The organism is Mycobacterium gallinarum, assembly GCF_010726765.1.
GTDB classification, from domain to species: domain Bacteria; phylum Actinomycetota; class Actinomycetes; order Mycobacteriales; family Mycobacteriaceae; genus Mycobacterium; species Mycobacterium gallinarum.
The window spans coordinates 5443514-5463040 of sequence record NZ_AP022601.1; the positions used below are offsets into that span (position 1 = coordinate 5443514).

Here is a 19527-nt window from a genome sequence, read left to right on the forward strand (position 1 = left end):
GATGGCCCTTAAGACAGACATCCGGGGGATGGTCTGGAAGTACCCCGACACTTTCGTGGTGGGCCGCGAGCAGGTCCGCCAGTACGCCAAAGCCGTGAAGTCGGCCGCACCGGCCACCGTCGACGAAACCGCGGCCGCGGAGCTCGGGCATGACGCCCTCATCGCGCCGCTCACGTTCGCGTCGATCTTCGCCGTGATGATCCAGAACCACTTCTTCCAGCACGTGGATGTCGGCCTGGAGACCATGCAGATCGTCCAGGTCGACCAGAAGTTCCACTTCCACCGGCCGATCAAGGTCGGTGACGCGCTGACCGGGACCATGTACATCGAGACGGTCGACGAACGGTTCGGTGCCGACATCGTCACCACTCGCAACGTCTGCACCGATCCCGACGGCACCGTGGTGATGGAGGCCTACACCACCTTGATGGGCCATGAGGGCGACAACTCGATCTCGGCGAAATGGGACCCCGAAACCGGCCAGGTTGTGCGCACCGCCGTCAGCGCGAACGGTCACGTCGCGGATTAGTAACTGACGTGGGTGGCGCGCTACACTCGCTACTCGGGGTTTCCCCAGTCCAGCGCGCTGTCCGTCGGTTTCAGATCGACCGAACGGGGAGCGCGCGGTTTGTGTGAGCCCCGGAAACCGGCGATATCGCAGCGCCAGCGGTGTCAAGGTAAAGGGGCGTAGCTCAACTGGCAGAGCAGCGGTCTCCAAAACCGCAGGTTGCAGGTTCAAGTCCTGTCGCCCCTGCTCAACTGAATACTCGACACGGCGTGGACACTGGAAGGTGTCCACACAACTAGACGACCAGAACAAGGAAGGCATGCGGTGAGCGACGAGCGTGATCGTGACGGCTCCGCAGGGTCCGACGACACCGGCGGTAGCGGCGCGGTCGTAACCCGGCCTACTCGGCCCAGCGGCAAGCGGTCGCGCCGCGTAGCCAGCGGCGAGAACGTCAGCAGCGCCGTCGACCTGGAGACCGGCACCGAGGCGTCGCCGACCAAGAACGGCTCGGGCACGGCGAAGAAGACGGCCAAGAAGCGCGGCGACGGCTCCTCGAGCAACCCGTTCGCCTATGTCTGGAACTACCTGAAGCAGGTCGTCGCCGAGCTGCGCAAGGTCATCTGGCCGAACCGCAAGCAGATGGTCAGCTACACCATCGTGGTGCTGGTCTTCCTGGCGTTCATGGTGGCGCTGATCGGCGGAGTCGATCTGGGCGTCGGCAAGGTCGTCATGTGGGTGTTCGGCTGACGTGGAAGTACTGAGAGGACTGACAAGTGACTAGCTTCGAGGGCGATACGCCTTCGGCCGTGTCCGACGCGATCGCAGAAGCAGCGGACCCGGCAACCGTGATTGCAGATGAGGCGGCTGAGCGTCTGGAGGACAGCACCGCCGCCGAGGCTGTCGAGGACGCGGCGCCAGTTGAGGTTGCCGAGTCGGAGGTCGCCGCGGAGGCGCCCGTCGAGGACGAGGACGAGGACGAGGACGAGGATCCGGCCGTCGCGCTGAAGAAGGATCTGCGACTGCGGCCCGGTGACTGGTACGTGATCCACAGCTACGCCGGCTACGAGAACAAGGTGAAGGCCAACCTCGAGACCCGCGTGCAGAACCTCGACGTCGGCGACTACATCTTCCAGGTCGAGGTGCCCACCGAAGAGGTCACCGAGATCAAGAACGGCCAGCGCAAGCAGGTCAACCGCAAGGTGCTGCCCGGCTACATCCTGGTCCGCATGGAGCTCAACGACGAGTCGTGGGGCGCGGTGCGCAACACGCCCGGCGTGACCGGCTTCGTCGGCGCGACGTCGCGTCCGTCGCCGTTGTCATTGGACGACGTCGTCAAGTTCCTGTTGCCGCCGGCGTCGGCGAAGAAGCCGGCCAAGAGCACGGCCGGGGCGGCCGCGTCCACCGAGGCCTCGTTGGAGCGTCCGGAGATCCTCGTCGACTTCGAGGTCGGCGAGTCGGTCACCGTCATGGACGGCCCGTTCGCGACGTTGCCCGCATCGATCAGCGAGGTCAACGCCGAGCAGCAGAAGCTCAAGGTGCTGGTGTCGATCTTCGGTCGCGAAACACCTGTCGAACTGACCTTTACTCAGGTCGCCAAGATCTAAAGACAAGTAAGAAAGAAAAGGAACCGAACACTCATGGCCCCGAAGAAGAAGGTCGTCGGGCTGATCAAGCTGCAGATCCAGGCCGGGCAGGCCAACCCCGCCCCGCCAGTGGGTCCGGCGCTCGGCCAGCACGGCGTCAACATCATGGAGTTCTGCAAGGCGTACAACGCCGCGACCGAGAACCAGCGCGGCAACGTCATCCCCGTGGAGATCACCGTCTACGAGGACCGCAGCTTCACGTTCGCGCTGAAGACCCCGCCCGCCGCCAAGCTGCTGCTGAAGGCCGCAGGCGTGCAGAAGGGTTCCGGCACCCCGCACACCACCAAGGTCGCCAAGGTGACCTGGGATCAGGTGCGCGAGATCGCCGAGACCAAGAAGGAAGACCTGAACGCCAACGACATCGACGCGGCGTCCAAGATCATCGCGGGCACCGCCCGGTCGATGGGGATCACGGTCGAATAGTTCGGCAGATCCCGTGGGAGAGCCAGCTTCGGCTCGGCGATGAGCGCTCGCGCGAAGAGCGGTCATCACAGACCACAACTCATCAATTAGGAGATAGCAATGAGCAAGAACAGCAAGGCATATCGCGAAGCCGCGGAGAAGATCGACAAGGACAACCTGTACTCCCCGCTGGAGGCCGTGCGCCTCGCCAAGGAGACGTCGTCGAAGAAGCAGGACGCAACCGTCGAGGTGGCGATCCGGCTGGGTGTCGATCCGCGCAAGGCCGACCAGATGGTGCGCGGCACCGTCAACCTGCCCAACGGCACCGGTAAGACCGCCCGTGTCGTGGTGTTCGCCGTGGGCGACAAGGCCGAGGCGGCGCTGGCTGCAGGCGCCGACGAGGTGGGCAGCGACGACCTGATCGAGAAGATCCAGGGTGGCTTCCTGGACTTCGACGCCGCGATCGCGACGCCGGACCAGATGGCCAAGGTCGGCAAGATCGCCCGCGTGCTGGGTCCGCGCGGCCTGATGCCGAACCCCAAGACCGGCACCGTGACTCCCGATGTCGCCAAGGCGGTTTCGGATATCAAGGGCGGCAAGATCAATTTCCGTGTCGACAAGCAGGCCAACCTGCACTTCGTGATCGGCAAGGCATCGTTCGACGAGACGAAGCTCGCCGAGAACTACGGTGCCGCGCTCGACGAGGTGCTGCGCGCCAAGCCGTCGTCGTCGAAGGGTCGTTACCTGAAGAAGGTCGTCGTGTCCACGACGACCGGTCCCGGCATCCCTGTGGACCCAGCGGTCACGCGCAACTTCACCGAGGCTTAAGTCTTCGGCCGGCTACCGGCCGTCTGCCATAACGCGGCCGTCTCCGTGGCGGCGTCGAGCCGAGTAACGGGGTCGGTGACGCATTGCTCGGGCATGTAGATGTTTGCCAGAAGAAATCTTCGCGAAGTTTGCTGTTTCGCGGTGGCTAGTCGCCTGATTATGTGATTGTTGACAGATGCGCAAGTCCATCAGGCTTCTCCTCATTTCTTTGCTGGGCCTACTGAGCGCAGCATTGTTCACCGCCTTGACGGCCCTGGTGGCGGCCGTCAGTCTGGCCGCGACGGCGCTGATCGTGCCGGGGACTGGGACGCCCAAGGCGAACGAGGTCACCAACTACATGGAGAACTTCCGGGACTACTACATGCAGACGCCATGTGAGCCCAACGGTTGCGCAGACGACCAGTTGTACGGCATCGACTACGACGCGTCGTTCTGGCCGATACCTTTGCCCGGCTGGTGCGATCCCGGCCGTTGCGAGAAGTTCGACGTGTCGGTTGCGGGAGGCGTGCAAGGACTGCGCAACACACTGGGGACCATTTCGACACTCGACCCCGACTTCGACGGGAGCGTCGTGATCGCCGGCTATTCGCAGGGCGGCCGCGTCGTCAGCATCGCGAAGGCCAAGATCGCCAACGGCGAATGGAATGACGTGCTTGACGACATCGATTCCATAAAGTTCGTGTTCATCGGAAACCCGAACCGTCCGAACGGCGGCATCCTGTCGCGATTCGGCATCCTCGGGACCATCCCGATCTTGGACGTGACGACCGGCCAGCCCACGCCGACGGACACCGAATTCGAAACCGAAGACTGGGCCATCCGTTGGGAGGGCATCGCGGACTTCCCGCAGTATCTGTTGAATCCGCTGGCGGTGGTCAACTCGCTCCTCGGCTTCTACTACGACCACGGCACCTACTTGGCGATCAACGGCGACAGCGATCCCGGTGAATTGCCCGCCGGATACTCCATCGCCGAATGGCGTGAGCTCACCACGAACCCTGAGCTCTATCCCCAGAATGTCCAGATCCAGAAGGTGCCCGGCAGCGACACGACCTACTACACCATTACGCCGAAGGTGTTGCCGCTCGTCCGTCCGCTGCACTCCATCCCGCTCATCGGCAAGCCGATCGCGGACCTCTTCGAGCCCGCCCTGCGCGTGATCATCGAGGAGACCGGCTACAACCGCAACATACCCTACGGTCAAGCCACGCCCATTGGGCTGTTCCCGCTCTTCAATCCGTTCACGCTCATCGTCAAGCTGATCCCGGCAATCTTCCAGGGCATCAACAACTTCCTCGCGAACTTCGGCTTGGCGACGGAGATCCCGCTGACCCCGCCGATACCGGTTCCCGAGGAGGACGAGGAGCAAGACGAAAATCTTGAGCAGCTCTCGTTGCTCAGTAACTTCGACGATATGTCCCGGGCAAAATCGAGACTGTCGCTGTTGCAGGACGACGGCGGCCTCGAGCAGCAGCTCGACGGCGACGAGAAGGCGGTTCCTATCGGTCTCGACACCGAAGAAGCGGTCACGCCGCCGGAGATCGTCGAGACGCCCAACGCCGATGACACGGTCGGACTTGAAGGGGCCGGGCTCCAGCAGGCCCCCGCGGGCAATGTGGATGGACTGCTCGAAGAAGGCAACAACTCCAACCAGGGCGACCCCAACCAGGGCACCCAAATAGTCGTCAAGGATCCGGAAGAGGACCAGGACCTGGATGACAACAGGGTCGACGCGAACGGCGGCAGCGTGTCGTTGAACTTCTCACCGAACAAGCCCGAGGGCGCGCCGGCCGGTGGCGAGAACGCCGATCCGCTCGCCCCCGTCGACCCCGTCAAGCCCGAGGACGTCGACGGCGCGGAAGGCGCAGAGCCTGCGGAGGGCGCAGAGGCGGCCGCTGCCTGACTAATGGGAGTCGATCGGCGTGGCGTTGAGGGGTTTGAGTTGTTGAGCACGGGACGCTGATCGTCGAGCCGCTGACCGGTGAGCACTATGTCTGACGGGGATGAATGTCTGATTCCTAGCGCTAGATCGTGCCCCGGTCGGTTCGGTGAGGTCGCTTGAAGCGCTGATGGGATGTCGTGCCAATGCGAGCACTGATCCATTAGTCCGCCGCCGGGTGTCCTCGGGCTCAATGTGAGTCAACGACGACCGCGAGGAGGTGGCATTGATGATCTTCGTCGGCGACGACTGGGCCGAAGACCATCACGATGTGTATCTGATGGACGAGGCCGGCCAACGATTGGCAGCCCGGCGATTATCCGAGGGCTTGTCTGGCATCCGGGACTTGCATGAGCTGGTTGCCCGTCACGCTGAGGAACCCGACCAGGTGGTGATCGGCATCGAGACCGATCGTGGCCTGTGGGTTTCGGCGTTGGCGGCATCGGGTTATCGGGTGTGGGCGATCAACCCGATGGCCGCGGCCCGCTACCGCGACCGTCATCACGTCTCGGGTGCGAAATCTGATGCCGGAGACGCCAAGCTGCTCGCCGACCTGGTTCGCACCGACCGGCACAACCACCGCCAGATCGCCGGAGACACCTCAGACGCCGAGGCGATCAAGGTGCTGGCCCGCACTCATCAGAGCCTGATCTGGGCACGCACTCGGCACGCCAACATGCTGCGTAGCGGGCTGCGGGAGTACTACCCCGCAGCCTTGGAGGCCTTCGATTCACTCACCGACGGTGACGCGTTGGCTGTCTTGGGCCGCGCACCCACTCCTGAACAGGGCGCCCGGTTGAGCCTGTCGAAGATCGGATCGGCACTCAAAGCTGCTGGCCGACAACGCAATATCGACACACGTGCTATCGAGATTCAAACCATCTTGCGCCGCGAGCACCTCACCGCTTCCCCTGCCATAGCCAGCGCTTTCGGGACGACCACGACGGCCGCGGTTCATGTCATTGCAGCACTGAACACCCAGATCGCCGAACTCGAGACCGTGCTGGCCGACCATTTTGAGAAACACCCGGACGCCGACATCTACCGCTCCCTGCCAGGACTTGGTGTTGTGCTCGGCGCCCGGGTGCTCGGTGAGTTCGGGGACGACCCGAACCGATACCGCACTGCCAAGTGTCGCAAGAACTACGCCGGAACCTCACCATTGACCATCGCGTCGGGCCGAAAACGAGTTGTGCTGGCCCGCCATGTTCGCAACAAACGGCTCTACGACGCCCTCGATCAATGGGCCTTCTGCGCGCTGACCCGAAGTCGTGGTGCCCGCACCTTCTATGACCAGCACCGCGGAAATGGCGATACCCACCATCAAGCCCTACGCGCCCTCGGCAACCGACTCGTCGGCATCCTCCACGGCTGCCTACGCCACCAAACGCTCTACGACGAACACAAAGCCTGGACACACCGCACGCCCGCAGCTGCTTGACAACTTACGGCCCTGGGATGTCTAGTCGCCGGCTGGTGTATCCGCGACTGCCGGCTGCCCGCCACACTCGCCGTAGCGCCTGCGCAGGAACTGCCGGGCGGGTTCGGAACCGGCTCGGTCCAGCGCCTGCATATACCATTGCTGCGCCTCGACATGTCGACCCGCCCGACGAAGCAGGTCGGCGCGAATCGATGCGACGGTGTTCGAGCGCGCCATCCTCGCATCCTTGGCGACCTCGTCCAGGGCTGCCAGGCCGGCATCGAACCCGTCGCGAAAGCCGACCGCGAGGGCCCGATTCGCCTTGGCGACAGGGGAATCCGTGATCGCGATCAGTCGGTCATACGCCCGACAGATCCCATCCCAGTCCGTGTCCTCCCACCGCGCGGCCGTCGCGTGCAGCGCCGCGATCACCGCCTGCGGCAGGTACGGTCCCGTCGCTCCGGCTGCGTTGCGAAGTCGATCCAGCCCGCGCGTGATGCGCGCGCGATCCCACCGGCCGCGATCCTGCTCGTCGAGCGGTACGAGTGCACCGTCGGCGTCGATGCGCGTCTGCCGTCGGGAGTCATGCAGAAGCACGAGCGCGGCCAGTGCATGCCCGTCGCGCGCATCGGGCATCAACGAACACACCTCGCCCGCAAGCCGAATGGCCTCGTCGGACAATTCGTCGCGAATCGCCGACGGTCCGGCCGTCGACCAATAGCCCTCGGTGAAGACGGAATAGATGCAGGCAAGTACGTGGGGAGTGCGCTCAGGGAGCAGTTCGGGCGGTGGCACCCTCAGCGGAATGTTGGCGTGCCTGATCTTGTTCTTGGCCCGGGTGATTCGTTGACCGACCGCCGATTCCGACTGGAGCAGGGCGCGGGCTATCTCGGCGACTGTGAGCCCGGATATCAGCCGCAGCGTCAGGGCCAACTGTGAGTGCGGGTCCAGTGCCGGGTGCGCGCAGGTGAACATCATCCGCAGTTCGTCATCGCGAATCCGGTGCGGCACGCCCTGGCGGTCGGTGCGGGCGGTTATGTCGTCGAGCACCGCGGCAAGCTCTTTTCCAGGCCTGACGGATTCGCGGCGCAGCCGATCAAGCGCACGATTGCGCGCGGCCGTCACGATCCATCCCTCGACGTTGGCGGGAACGCCGTCGCGCGGCCAGGTCCGTATTGCATCGGCGAAGGCCTCCTGGACGGCGTCCTCGGCGACGGTGAGGTCGCCGGACCATCGCGCCAGTGCGGCGACGGCCGGGCCCCATTCGCGTCGAAAGACGCCGTCCAGGTCGGTCATTCGGCGCCTGCTAGAGGCCGGAGATACCCATGAGCTGGCGGAGCTCGATGGTCGTCGCCGGAATCATCGAAGCGACCTTGATGGCCTCGTCTCGGTCGGCGACGTTGAGGATGTGGAAGCCGTTGGCCACCTCGGCGCCCTCGATGTACGGCCCGTCGCTGAGCAGCACCTCGCCGTCGCGCACGCGCACCGTCGTCGCCGTCGACGGCACATGCAGCGGCGCACCTCCGTTGGCGCGAGCTCCCACCTGTGCGGCGAACTTTCCGTGTTGCGCGGCGATTTCGTTCCACTCCGGGGTTCCCGGCGCGAGGACGGAGTCGGCGGGCTCGAGCAGCAGCGCGATCCAGGTGTTGTTAAGCGGTTCGGTCGGCGGCATGTACTCCACCATCGGCCACACCTCGACTGCGCCGTGCTGACAGGCGGGGATGGCCGCCGCGATCGTCAATGCGTCGTCGAGATTGTCCGCCTCGAAGACGTAGTAGCCGCCGGCCACTTCGGCCGCCTCGGCAAACGGGCCGTCGGTGACGACCGGCGCGTCGGGCCCACCGGTGATCCGGGCTCCCGTGGCTGACGGGAGGAGGGCGTCGCCGGCGCGGATTGCGGAGCCGAACTTGGCGTGGAACGTCTCATAGGCCGACATGATCTCGGCGTGGCTGGCGGCGTCGGGCTCGTCGGTGGATTCGGGTCCCAGCAGTAGCGCGAAGTAGTACATGACGTCACCTTCCGGTTGCGAGCAGAACCCTGTGTCCCACTCTCTACCAAGACGACGAACCATGCCGCGGGGATCCGACAACCCGCGGCGAGGACTACTCGGCAGGCCTGAGGACTACGCGGCTGCGGCGCCCGGCTTCAGGTAGGTGACCAGGCTGACATCGATGCTTTCGTCGATGAAGTAGTACTGCGCGCCCAACAGATACCGCATGTAGCGGTGGTAGTTCTCCTCGTCGGTGGCGGCGATCGCCGCTTCCTTGTCGCGCTCCAGGCGGTCGGCCCAGATGCCGAGGGTCTTGATGTAGTGGTTGCGCAGCGACTTCGGTTCGGGAACCACGAAGCCGGCCTTCTCGCCGTGCTCGACCATCATCTGCGTGGTCGGCAGGCGGCCGCCCGGGAAGATCTCGGTGATGATGAACTTGACGAACCGGGCCAACTCGAACGTCAGCTTCTTACCGCGCTCGGCCAGGTCATACGGGTGGTAGCCGACACTGCTCTGAATGGTCATCCGGCCGTCATCGGGCAGGATGTCGAAGCAGGTCTTGAAGAAATCGTCGTAGCGCTCGAAGCCGAAGTGCTCGAAGGCCTCGATGGACACGATGCGGTCGACGGGGGAGTGGAACTGCTCCCAGCCCTCCAGGCGCACGTCGAACGTGCGCTCGCTGTCGACCTTGGCCAGCAGCTGGTCGCAGTAGGCCTTCTGGTTCTTCGACAAGGTCAGGCCGATGACGTTGACGTCGTACTTCTCCATCGCCCGCTGCAGGGTCAGGCCCCAGCCGCAGCCGACCTCGAGCAGGGTCATGCCGGGCTTGAGGTCCAGTGCGTCGAGGTGCTGGTCGACGTTGGCGATCTGGGCCTCGGACAGCGTCACGTTGGGGCTGGTGAAGAACGCGCAGCTGTACTTGCGCGTCGGGTCCTGGAACACGCCGAAGAAGTCGTCCGACAGGTCGTAGTGATGCTGGATGTCCTCGAAGTGAGGAGTCATATCCTTGGTGCCGGTGGAGTTGTCAGACATGATTCGCTAGTTGGCCTTCCTGGTGACGTCTACGGATTCGTCACTGTGATCTGGTCGTACACCCTAGCGTTTGGCGCGGTTCAGGCCCTAATTCGACGCCTGTTTGGCGAGCGTGAATTGGTTGACGTCGATATAGCCCATCCGAAAGCCTCTGGCGCAGCCAGTTAGATAGTGCATATAGCGGTCGTAGACCGCCTCGGACTGAGCAGCGATCGCGTCGTCCCGGTGCGCCTCCAGCGCTGCCGACCACGTGTCCAGCGTGCGCGCATAGTGCAGCTGTAGCGACTGGCGGCGGGTCAGGGTGAATCCGGCCGGGGTCGCGTGCTCGGCGACCTTCTCGATCGACGGCAGCCGTCCGCCGGGGAAGATCTCGGTGAGAATGAATTTGACGAAGCGCGCCACCTCGAAGGTCAGCGGAATCTTGCGATCCGCCATCTGCGGCAGCGTCAACGCGGTGATGGTGTGGAGCAGCATCACGCCGTCGTCGGGCAGGGCCCGATAGGCCATCGCGAAGAAATCGTCGTAGCGGTCGAACCCGAAGTGCTCGAACGCTCCGATGCTCACAATACGGTCGACGGGCTCGTCGAACTGCTCCCAGCCCTGCAGCAACACCCGCTTCTCGCGTGGACTGTCCGAGTTCGCGAAAACCTTTTCCACATGGGCCTTTTGGTTCTCGCTCAAGGTCAGCCCGACCACGTTGACGTCGTAGCGCTCGAGCGCGCGCAGCATGGTCGAACCCCAGCCGCAACCGACGTCGAGCAATGTCATGCCGGGTTGCAGACCCAACTTGCCCAGTGCGAGGTCGATCTTGGCGAGCTGGGCTTCTTGCAGCGTCATGTCGTCACGCTCGAAATAGGCGCAGCTGTAGGTCTGGCTGGGATCCAGCCATAGGCGGAAAAACTCGTCGGACAGGTCGTAATGCGCCTGTACGTCGTCGAAATGCGGTTCTAACTTGCGGGCAACAGCCATCGGTTCGGTGCCTTTCTGGGGCATATCAGCAGCCCTACCGTCATCGCCGTTGACAGCTCGCAAAGCCCTGAAGCACTCGGCTTCGAATCTAGACCTGATCGTTCTCGGTCACTAATTGCGAGTGAAAGATCACACCGCTTACACAGCTGTAAACCGCTACGCCGCCGAAAAATTCGTCTTCAGTTCACCGACGATGTCGTCCCACAGTTCGCGCGGCAACTCGTGTCCCATGCCGTCGAAGAGCACCAGCCGCGCACCATTGATCGCGCGGGCCACCGCACGTCCGCCGGACGGGCGCATCAGCTTGTCGGCCTTGCCGTGAATGACGACGGTGGGTGCGGTGATCTGGCGGTTGTAGTGCAGCAGGCTGCCGCTGCCCATGATCGCCGCGAACTGGCGGCCGATGCCCGCCGGGTAATAGGCGCGGTCATATCCCTCGATCGCCTCGGCGCGGACACGCTCGTGAGGCGCGGGATAGCCGGGACTGCCGATGATGCGGCTGACCCGGATCGCGTTCTCGATGATCGCCTCGCGGGTCGTGCCCTTGGGTCGCTGCAGAATGGCCAGCAGTTGTTTGGGACCGGGCGGCGGCAGCACCGGCTGGTTGTTGCTCGAGAAGATGACGGCGAGCGTCTTCGTGCGCACCTTGTGCCGGGCGGCGAAGATTTGCGCGATCATGCCGCCCATCGATGCGCCGACGATGTGGGCCGCGTCGATCTTCAAATGGTCGAGCAGGGCGGCGGCGTCATCGGCGACATCCTCGAGCGTGTACACGGCCGGGCTCTTGAGCCCGAGGAAGGACCGCACCATTCGTGGCGCCAGCGCCGCGCCGGAGTGCTGCCCCGTCACCTTGGACGACAGCCCGACATCGCGGTTGTCGTAGCGGATGACGCGCAAACCCTGATTGACGAGCATCTCGCAGAACTCGGTGCGCCACAACACCAATTGCGCACCGAGGCCCATGATGAGCAGCACCGCCGGATCGTTCGGGTCGCCCATGTCCTCGTAGTAGATGTCCAGATCGCCGGACCTGGCGGTGCCGGTGCGGCTGATCACATTGCTCCTCGCGCAAGCGCTCGTCGGTGCACTCAGGCCTCGACTTCTTCGGTGTGCTCCCTGCTGACCTCGACCATGAAGTTCGCGAAGTACCCCGTCAACTGCGGGTCGGTCATCATCTGCCACTTGGGTGCGAGCAGCTTCATGTAGCGCTCCACGTAGAGGAACTGCTTGCCGATCAGCACCAGTTCGCGCGGCAGCTTCACGTCGTACGCGTCGGCCAGCGTCGAAAGTTGTTTCCCGATCTCGGCATAACTCATATCGCCCAGCGACGACATGGTCAGCGGAGTCGCGAACTTCTCCAAATCCTTGGCGGCCTGGGCTTCGGGCTTCATGGTGCCGACCGCACCCATCAGGACGACGATCTTGCCGGCTGCCGCGTGGTCCTTCTTCACCAGCAGCGCGTACACGAGCTCTCTGAGGAGCCACCGTGTGCGAGGGTCGATGCGGCCCATGATGCCGAAGTCGAGGAACACGATTTTGCCGTCGGGGTCGACGAACAAGTTGCCCGCGTGCAGGTCGCCGTGGAACAGGCCGTGCCGCAGCCCGCCCTCGAAGACGCTGAACAGCAACGCCTTCACGAGTTCGGTGCCGTCGAAACCGGCCTTGCGAATCGCCGCGACGTCGTCGATACGGACACCGTCGACGCGCTCCATGGTGAGCACCCGCGCGCTCGTCAGATCCCAATAGACCTGCGGCACACGGATGTTCTTGCCCAGTGGGGAGGCGTGCATGTGCGACACCCATGCGTCCATCGACTGCGCCTCGAGCCGGAAATCCAGCTCCTCGGCGAGATTGTCGGCGAAGTCGGCGACGACGTCCTGAGCTGACAGCCGCTGCCCGAGCTTGGCGAACTCCACAAGACGCGCACCACGTTTGAGGATCTGCAGGTCGGCGGCGACGCGACGACGGATGCCGGGTCGCTGGATCTTGACGACGACTTCTTCGCCGCTGTGCAACGTCGCATAGTGCACCTGGGCGATCGAGGCCGACGCGAACGGTTTCTCGTCGAACTTCGCGAACAGGTTGGTGGGCTCGTCGCCGAGCTCCTCCCGGAACAGCTTGTGCACTTCGTCTTCGTCGGCGGGCGGGACGGCGTCGAGCAGGCTGCGGAACTCACGGCTCAGTTGCTCGCCGAATGCGCCCGGGCTCGAGGCGATGATCTGACCGAACTTGACGTAGGTGGGCCCGAGGTCGGCGAACGCTTTCGGAACCTGTTGGATGATCTTCTGCTGCAGCGAGCCCTTGCCGGTGAGCGTGCTGAGGACTCGCGCGCCTGTGCGGGTGATCTGCCAGCCGGTCACTCCGACGCGGGCTGCCTCAACCGGCAGCGGTACGCGGTCCAGCTTCGCCACCTCGCGGGGTTTCGAGGTACTCATAGGGGCAGTGTCTCAAAATCGGCGATGAGCCGCGAAAACGTGTGGATCGGGTCACACGTGAGCACAATGCGCAAAACCGGCACATCGAGTGTTAGACGACTTGTGCACACAAGCGCGCCACGGGCCTCAGCCGTCCGTAGCTTCGGACTCGAACCGTCTGAGGAGCGCAAATGGCAACTTTGGCTACCACGCCGGGCACATCGATCAAGCGGGTCGCGCTGGCCAGCTATGTCGGGTCGGCCATCGAGTACTACGACTTCTACATCTACGGCACCGCTGCCGCCCTGGTGTTTCCCAAGGTGTTCTTCCCGCACCTCGGCACGACTATGGCGACGGTCGCCTCGATGGCCACCTTCGCCGCGGCGTTCCTGTCCCGCCCTATCGGTGCCGCGTTCTTCGGCCACTTCGGCGACCGGCTGGGGCGCAAGTCGACCCTGATCGCCACTCTGCTGATCATGGGGCTGTCCACGCTGGCCGTCGGCCTGGTGCCCGGCACCGCGACAATCTGCCTGGCCGCCCCGCTGATTCTGCTGACGCTGCGGCTCGTGCAGGGGTTCGCGGTCGGCGGCGAGTGGGCGGGCGCGGCGCTGTTGTCCGCGGAGTACGCACCGGCGGAGGAACGGGGCCGCTACGGAATGTTCACCCAGATGGGTGTCGGCAGCGGGCTCGTGATGAGCAGCCTGATGTTCCTTTTGGTGAATCAGACGATCGGTGAGACGAGTCGCGCTTTCCTGGAGTGGGGCTGGCGAGTTCCGTTCTTGTTCAGCGCCGTGTTGATCGTCATTGCCATGTACGTGCGGCTCAACGTCGCAGAGACGCCGGTGTTCGCCGAACTCCGGCAGGGTGTCACCGGCCGCACTCCGTTGGTCGATCTGTTCAGCCATCAGCGTCGAGAGGTGCTGCTCGCGGCGGGAGCCATGATCGGATTCTTTGCGCTGGGCTTCATGGGCAATACATTCCTGATGAGTTACGCCCATACTCACGTGGGTTTTTCGCTGACCCTGGTTCTGACGGTCAGCCTGCTCGGCGGTGTGGTCGCGCTGGTGTGCAACACGGTGAGCGCGGTGCTGTGCGACGCGTTCGGCAGGCGTCGTGTGATCATGGCCGCGTTCGCCGTCGGCGTGCCATGGTCGTTCGTCGTCCTCCCGCTACTGAACACTGGAAGCACGCTCTGGTTCGCCGTCGCGATCGCAGGCACCTTCGCGGTCGCAGGGTGCGCATATGGCCCGATGGCGGCGTTCATTCCGGAGATCTTCGCGACGCGTTACCGCTACAGCGGTGCCGGGTTGTCGCTCAACCTCGCGGGACTGGTCGGCGGTGCCGTGCCGACGATCGCGGCCGCGCCGTTGATGGCGAGCTACGGCGTGGCATCGGTCGGTGTCATGCTGGCGACGGTGGTGGCTGTCAGCCTGATTTGCACGGTACTGCTGCCCGAAACGAAAGGTGTTGCGCTGCAGCGCCTTAATTGAAGCTGAGCTCCACCTCTTTGCGGGATAGCACCGGATCGTCGCCGAGCGTGTATTCCGGCAGCGTGTGCTTCACCGTCGTCCCGGATCTGACCCTCGCCTGGGCCTGCCGGAATTCCGGTGCCGGGCCGGCCGCGACATGCAGGCCGTTGATGATGCTCCACACGACGGCGCGCCTGGCCGTGCGTTCGACGATGTTGGGATCGCGATGCGCGATCAGTTGCTTGGCCCACCTCGGCATGGTGTCGCGGATGGCCCAATCGATCGCACTGTGCGGCATCGGGAGGTTGGACCCGGTGGACATCGCCATGCCGTGGGTGACCGCAAGCCGGGGCAGATAGGACTTCAGGCACTCCAGGGTGTCGGCCTTGGTGGTGGGCAGGTCCGTGCCGCCGAGTGCATGCCCGACGCGGACGAACTCGCCATAATAGTCGTCGATCTCTTTACCGCGCAGCGGGTTTGGGTGATACAGCTCGTGCGCGGTGGCCAGGCCCCAGACGACTGTCGCATAGTTCCAGCGCAGCCATTCGGGATCGTCGGCGTCGTAGGTGGCACCGTCGGGTCGGGTGCCCTTGATGGTGTGGTGCATCGAGCGCACCGATTTCGCGAGTCGCTCGGCGGTCTCGCTTGAGCCGTATGCCGTCCCGATGAAGAACGCCACGGAATGGCCGAGTCGCACCGAGGCGCCCTTGGGATCGATCTCGGGCACGGCCGTTCCGTTCTCGTCGCGCTTGACCAGTCGCGAATGGTGCATGCCCATCCAATAGATCGACGGGTCCAGTCGCTCGAGGTAAGCCGCGCACTGCAGGCCGAAGATGAGCGCGTGCATGTGTGAATGCACGTGCCAGACGGCGCTGCCGGGTCCGAACCAACCGGGGTCGGCGACGGGTGCGGCGAACTCCATGCCGCGGAAGAAGTGCTTGCGTACGCCCTCGTCGAAGCGCTGGTTGACGAACTGCCCGACCATTTGGTGCGGCAGGTACACGGTGGTTCCCTTCGAAGTTCTGGTCACAGCTGTAGCCAGAATACTATTTGGACACGGATGTGACCAGAGTTGGCGGGTTCGGGCCTACCCTGTGTTGGTGTCCAGTCCGACCCGATGGGCCGGCGTGCCGCTGACCGACCGGCGCGCTGAACGCCGAGCGCAGTTGATCGACGCGGCATTCCGTCTGTTCGGCGACGGGGGTGAGGCTGCGATTGCCGTGCGTTCGGTGTGTCGCGAGTGCGGGCTGAACACCCGCTATTTCTACGAGAGTTTCGCGGACACTGACGATTTGCTTGGCGCGGTCTACGACCAGGTCAGTGCGCAGCTCGGGGTGGAAGTGGAGGCGGCGATCGCAGGGTCGGGCGATTCCCTTCGGGACCGGACGCGGGCGGGGATCGCCGCGGTGCTCGGGTTCAGCTCGGCCGACCCGCGACGCGGACGGATTCTGTTCACCGACGCGCGCGCCAATCCGGTGCTCGCCGCGCGCCGGACGGCGACCCAGGATCTGCTGCGCGAGGGTGTGCTGACCGAGGGTTGGCGGTTGAATCCGGGCTCGGATCCCGTTGCGGCGCAAGTAGGGGCGGCGTTGTACACCGGCGCGATGGCCGAGCTTGCTCAGCAGTGGCTTGCCGGGAACTTAGGCGATGATCTCGACTCGGTGGTCGAGTACGCGGTGCAGACGGTCCTGCGCTGAGCGTCGAACATATGTTCTAATAGGGCCATGTCCCTAGATACCTTGGCACCCGAAGCGCAGTCCACCAACTTCGACACGCCGGCGCCGGTGGTTCCGCCCGTCGTCGAAGAGGTCGTCGCTGAAAAGTCCGTCGTCGAAGAGCCCGTCGTCGAAGAGGCCGTCGAGGAGAAGCCGAAGAAGGCCCCCGCCAAGAAGTCAGCTGCGAAGAAGCCGAAGACGCTGGAGCTGACGTTGACGGTTACCGGTACTGCCGATGGAGAATGGCGGGCCGAACTGAAGCAGGGGACCACCTATCGAGCGCGGAATCTCGCGGTCGCGGCCGCAGCCGTCTCACGCGCCGCGAGGGAATTGCACGAGGATCTGTCGGCACCGATTGACGAACTGATCGAGGAGGCACGCACCCAGCAGGCTGCCAAGGTCGCCGCCCTCGAAGCCGAACTGGAAGCGGCACGCAAGGCCCTCGCCGAGCTGGAGTGAAGTCGCTCCGGGGGAGCTGGAGTGAGGTCCCTCTGGGGGAGTATGTTGTGGTGCCAAGCTCTGAGCGACAGAGTCGCTGAACTTGTTGGTGTCGGTAGTAGTTGAGCGACAAAGTCGCTGTGAGGTTGGCACACAGGCATATTGGTCCGGGAGACCGGAAGACCGGAAGACCGGAAGACCGGAAGGCTGGGAAACCCCGGAGCAGCGGTATCCCCAATGAGAAGTCGATCCACAGGCGATGTCTGTGTCCCCGCCGCAACGTCCCAGACGTCCGAATCGACTGCCATCGTCGTCTCGTGGGTGCTGAGTATTCGCGACGTCGAAAGGTGCTGCAGGGCATCGAGCTTCGCTACATGCTCACAGTAAATCTCGACATACACGGTCCGGCGTCGATCTTCGAGATGATCGAGCTTCTCGAGTACCAGGGCTTTGCGGTCCCTGGACGGGCATCGAAATCCGTGTCAGATGCCCTGCGATGGGAAATGCGCCGCGGCCGGGTCCGTCGCCTCCGGCGCGGCGTCTACGGACCCGGGCTGATGCCGCGCTCCACCGAGCACCACATCCACAAACGAGCCGCCACGCTCCGTGACGACGCCGATCGAAGCATGGGTCGTGACAACGACTCCTTCTGGACCGACGCACCCGACTATTCCTGATGCGCCGCGGCCGCGAAGTTCTCCGTCAACGCCTCGGCGACCGGACGCCAAACCGGCTCGGGCAGATCGTGTCCCATGCCGTCGACGACAACATAGCGAGCACCGTCGATGATGCGCGCCAGATTGCGCCCGTTGCGTGGCCGCACCATCGGATCTTCCGAGCCGTGGATCACCACCGTCGGCGCCACGATGCTGCGCGTGTACCGAATCAAGCTCCCCGTGCCCAGAATCGCGTCGAACTGCCGCAACATGCCCTGCGGGTAATCGCTGCGCGCCCGCAGATCCTCGACCCGTCGCCGCAGCTGTTCAACGGGCGGAAGGAAATTCGGGCCGTTGATGATCGAGATGTTGCGTACCTCCGACGCCAGCCTGTCCTCCCACGGCGCGTCCTTGCCCGGTCCGCCAAACGCCAGCTTGATGACCCGCCACCGCGGCAGCGCCGAGAACGCCCTGCCCGAACTCGACATGACGATGCCCAGCGAGCCCACCCGGTCGGGGTGATTGCCCGCGAGCACCTGCGCGATCATCCCGCCCATCGACGCACCGACCACGTGAGCGCGCTCGATCTGCAGAAAGTCCAGCAGCGCCTTCGCGTCGTCGGCCATATCGACCAGCGTGTACGGGACCGCACTACCCCGACCGACCGCATAACGCGCCACGCGCCGATACACCGATCCCGCGGCGCGGTGGCCGGTCATCTTGGTGGACAACCCGATGTCGCGGTGGTCGTACCGGATGACCCGATAGCCGCGCCTGACCAACTGCTCGCAAAAGCCGTCCGGCCACATCGGCAGCTGCGCGCCCACTCCCATGATCAGCAGAACAGGCGGAGCCGCGGAGTCGCCGAGATCCTCGTAATAGAGCTCGACTTCCCCGCAGACCGCCGTCCCACTGCGCGTGTGCATCCCTCGAGACTAGGTCGCGGCGTCCTGGCGCGGCCTCCACCGCTTGATGAAGTCGGTCTCCGGCCATCCCTCGTTGGCAGCCATCAGCTCGTACATCGTTGCCTTGTCGATGCTTTCGCGAATGATGTCGGCGTGCCCGGCGTGGCGTGCCAGCTCCTCGATGAGATGCATGGCCACCCAGCGCACCGACCAGTTGTCGATGTCGTGCGGAAACCACGGCACGTCATGCGGGACGGGAACCGGTGCATCGAGGTCGGCTTCGGCGAAGACGCGTAACGTCTCGGCGTTTTGCCTGGCCAGCTCGCTGAGGAGGTCGGCAAGAGTTTCGTCGTCGCGCATCACGTACTGATCGGCATACTCCGCCATGATCTCTTCCATCGGGCGATCGTCGCGCGGTGGCATGTCCGGCGCCGCGGACGCTCGTCCCACCCAACCCTTCTGGACGTTGGTGGCGTGCTTGATCAGTCCTCCGACCGACAGCGCGCTGACAGACGGCGTCGATCGCGCCTGCTCGTCGGTCAAGCCGTAGGCCGCCGAGACGAACGCGTTTTGGTTGAACCGCAGGAACTCGATCAACGTCTGTCGCTCGTCGGCAGCAGGTGGAGGCATTCCTGGCATCGCTACTTTCCCTTCGTGGTGGTGTGGACGTAAAGATCTCGGATACAAGCAATTTCGGCGCCGTGGTGGATGACCTCGCGGTTGATGTGCAGAATAAGCGTGGCCATCGGATAGTCGGCGTACGGCCCCTCCGCCGGACCACACGGCCGCCACAGGTCATCCTCGGACAGCCCGCGCACACCCTCGGTCCACACTCGATACTGCTCGTCGAGCTGACCAAGCGCCGTCGCGGCGTCAGTGGCGTACGACCAGGTCTCGTAGCTCGCCTCGGGCGCGCCGAAATGGCTGTGATTGCGCACGGCGAAGACGCCGACGATCACGTGCGCGAGCCGCCACGCGATCGTCGTGAACGGCGCCGGCTCCGGTGCGGGATACGCGAAGTCCACCCCGCCGTCCGGGTGTACGGTCCAGCAGTCCGGCACCGGCTGCCAGAAGTACTCGTCATCGGTCAGCCCTTCCAACCGCGGACGCAGTGCCTGCGTCCAGTGGAAGTCGAGCTGGAACGCCAACTCCGTGGTCATGTTCGTCGTCATGTTCATACGATTACCCTGAATCACATA

At 64.3% G+C, this 19527-nt stretch carries 21 protein-coding genes and 1 tRNA gene; 12 read left to right on the forward strand and 10 right to left on the reverse strand.

Annotation, left to right across the window (positions count from 1 at the left end; translation table 11 throughout):
• Nucleotide 1 precedes the first annotated feature (1 nt).
• The 8 genes from hadC (at nt 2) to G6N42_RS26940 (ending at nt 6761) form a co-directional block, all read left to right on the forward strand.
• Entirely contained in the window at nt 2-529 is a 528-nt protein-coding gene (hadC, locus tag G6N42_RS26905) for a (3R)-hydroxyacyl-ACP dehydratase subunit HadC (RefSeq protein ID WP_163735229.1), read from the forward strand.
• Between the two features lie 152 nt (nt 530-681).
• Nucleotides 682-754, forward strand: a tRNA-Trp gene (locus tag G6N42_RS26910).
• A 78-nt stretch (nt 755-832) separates the two neighbouring features.
• The gene (gene secE / locus G6N42_RS26915; RefSeq protein WP_163735232.1) at nt 833-1255 is read left to right on the forward strand and encodes a preprotein translocase subunit SecE; all 423 of its coding nucleotides are present in this window, start codon (nt 833-835) and stop codon (nt 1253-1255) included.
• A 71-nt stretch (nt 1256-1326) separates the two neighbouring features.
• Nucleotides 1327-2112, forward strand: a complete 786-nt coding sequence (gene nusG, locus G6N42_RS26920; RefSeq protein ID WP_434059632.1) for a transcription termination/antitermination protein NusG — start codon at nt 1327-1329, stop codon at nt 2110-2112.
• Between the two features lie 33 nt (nt 2113-2145).
• On the forward strand, nt 2146-2574 hold the full coding sequence (rplK, locus tag G6N42_RS26925; RefSeq protein ID WP_163735238.1) for a 50S ribosomal protein L11: 429 nt from the start codon (nt 2146-2148) through the stop codon (nt 2572-2574).
• 99 nt (nt 2575-2673) lie between these two features.
• Entirely contained in the window at nt 2674-3381 is a 708-nt protein-coding gene (gene rplA / locus G6N42_RS26930; protein ID WP_163735240.1) for a 50S ribosomal protein L1, read from the forward strand.
• Nucleotides 3382-3556: 175 nt separating this feature from the next.
• Nucleotides 3557-5284: a PE-PPE domain-containing protein gene (locus tag G6N42_RS26935; protein ID WP_197905561.1), complete on the forward strand. Its 1728-nt coding sequence runs from the start codon at nt 3557-3559 to the stop codon at nt 5282-5284.
• A gap of 265 nt (nt 5285-5549) precedes the next feature.
• Nucleotides 5550-6761: an IS110 family RNA-guided transposase gene (locus G6N42_RS26940; protein WP_163735244.1), complete on the forward strand. Its 1212-nt coding sequence runs from the start codon at nt 5550-5552 to the stop codon at nt 6759-6761.
• A 21-nt stretch (nt 6762-6782) separates the two neighbouring features.
• Here G6N42_RS26940 and G6N42_RS26945 read toward each other — a convergent pair whose 3' ends face one another.
• The 6 genes from G6N42_RS26945 to G6N42_RS26970 all read right to left on the reverse strand — a co-directional run bounded on the left by G6N42_RS26945 (nt 6783) and on the right by G6N42_RS26970 (nt 13166).
• On the reverse strand, nt 6783-8036 hold the full coding sequence (locus G6N42_RS26945) for an RNA polymerase sigma factor (RefSeq protein WP_163735247.1): 1254 nt from the start codon (nt 8034-8036) through the stop codon (nt 6783-6785).
• A 10-nt stretch (nt 8037-8046) separates the two neighbouring features.
• Entirely contained in the window at nt 8047-8748 is a 702-nt protein-coding gene (locus G6N42_RS26950; protein WP_163735249.1) for a YciI family protein, read from the reverse strand.
• Nucleotides 8749-8862: 114 nt separating this feature from the next.
• Nucleotides 8863-9762, reverse strand: coding sequence for a cyclopropane mycolic acid synthase family methyltransferase (locus G6N42_RS26955; RefSeq protein WP_163735252.1), 900 nt, complete (start codon nt 9760-9762; stop codon nt 8863-8865).
• A gap of 87 nt (nt 9763-9849) precedes the next feature.
• Nucleotides 9850-10731 carry a cyclopropane mycolic acid synthase family methyltransferase gene (locus tag G6N42_RS26960; RefSeq protein WP_163738372.1) on the reverse strand — a complete coding sequence of 294 codons (882 nt, stop codon included), beginning with the start codon at nt 10729-10731 and terminating at the stop codon, nt 9850-9852.
• A 156-nt stretch (nt 10732-10887) separates the two neighbouring features.
• On the reverse strand, nt 10888-11730 hold the full coding sequence (locus G6N42_RS26965) for an alpha/beta fold hydrolase (RefSeq protein WP_434059633.1): 843 nt from the start codon (nt 11728-11730) through the stop codon (nt 10888-10890).
• Nucleotides 11731-11819: 89 nt separating this feature from the next.
• On the reverse strand, nt 11820-13166 hold the full coding sequence (locus G6N42_RS26970; protein ID WP_163735257.1) for an ABC1 kinase family protein: 1347 nt from the start codon (nt 13164-13166) through the stop codon (nt 11820-11822).
• A 170-nt stretch (nt 13167-13336) separates the two neighbouring features.
• Between G6N42_RS26970 and G6N42_RS26975 the strand changes: the two genes are divergently transcribed.
• A complete protein-coding gene (locus G6N42_RS26975) occupies nt 13337-14635 on the forward strand; it encodes an MFS transporter (RefSeq protein ID WP_163735260.1) in 1299 nt (432 codons plus the stop codon).
• Here the strand turns inward: G6N42_RS26975 and G6N42_RS26980 are convergent.
• Nucleotides 14628-15617, reverse strand: coding sequence for an oxygenase MpaB family protein (locus G6N42_RS26980; RefSeq protein ID WP_163738375.1), 990 nt, complete (start codon nt 15615-15617; stop codon nt 14628-14630). The two genes, G6N42_RS26975 and G6N42_RS26980, sit on opposite strands and share 8 nt — an antisense overlap.
• Before the next feature lie 97 nt (nt 15618-15714).
• On the opposite strand from G6N42_RS26980, the gene G6N42_RS26985 reads away from it, so the two are divergent.
• From G6N42_RS26985 to G6N42_RS26995, 3 genes are all read left to right on the forward strand, one after another.
• Nucleotides 15715-16311 (forward strand): TetR/AcrR family transcriptional regulator, encoded by a 597-nt coding sequence (locus G6N42_RS26985; RefSeq protein ID WP_163735263.1) that lies wholly within the window; start codon nt 15715-15717, stop codon nt 16309-16311.
• Between the two features lie 87 nt (nt 16312-16398).
• Entirely contained in the window at nt 16399-16788 is a 390-nt protein-coding gene (locus G6N42_RS26990) for a DUF6319 family protein (protein WP_197905590.1), read from the forward strand.
• A gap of 353 nt (nt 16789-17141) precedes the next feature.
• Nucleotides 17142-17444, forward strand: coding sequence for a hypothetical protein (locus G6N42_RS26995; protein WP_163738377.1), 303 nt, complete (start codon nt 17142-17144; stop codon nt 17442-17444).
• Here G6N42_RS26995 and G6N42_RS27000 read toward each other — a convergent pair.
• The 3 genes from G6N42_RS27000 to G6N42_RS27010 are packed head-to-tail and all read right to left on the reverse strand — an operon-like array spanning nt 17435 to nt 19506.
• Nucleotides 17435-18349 carry an alpha/beta fold hydrolase gene (locus tag G6N42_RS27000; RefSeq protein ID WP_163735270.1) on the reverse strand — a complete coding sequence of 305 codons (915 nt, stop codon included), beginning with the start codon at nt 18347-18349 and terminating at the stop codon, nt 17435-17437. The two genes, G6N42_RS26995 and G6N42_RS27000, sit on opposite strands and share 10 nt — an antisense overlap.
• 9 nt (nt 18350-18358) lie before the next feature.
• Nucleotides 18359-18967, reverse strand: a complete 609-nt coding sequence (locus tag G6N42_RS27005; RefSeq protein WP_163735273.1) for a DinB family protein — start codon at nt 18965-18967, stop codon at nt 18359-18361.
• 2 nt (nt 18968-18969) lie between these two features.
• Nucleotides 18970-19506: a DinB family protein gene (locus G6N42_RS27010; RefSeq protein ID WP_174262177.1), complete on the reverse strand. Its 537-nt coding sequence runs from the start codon at nt 19504-19506 to the stop codon at nt 18970-18972.
• Between the last annotated feature and the right edge of the window lie 21 nt (nt 19507-19527).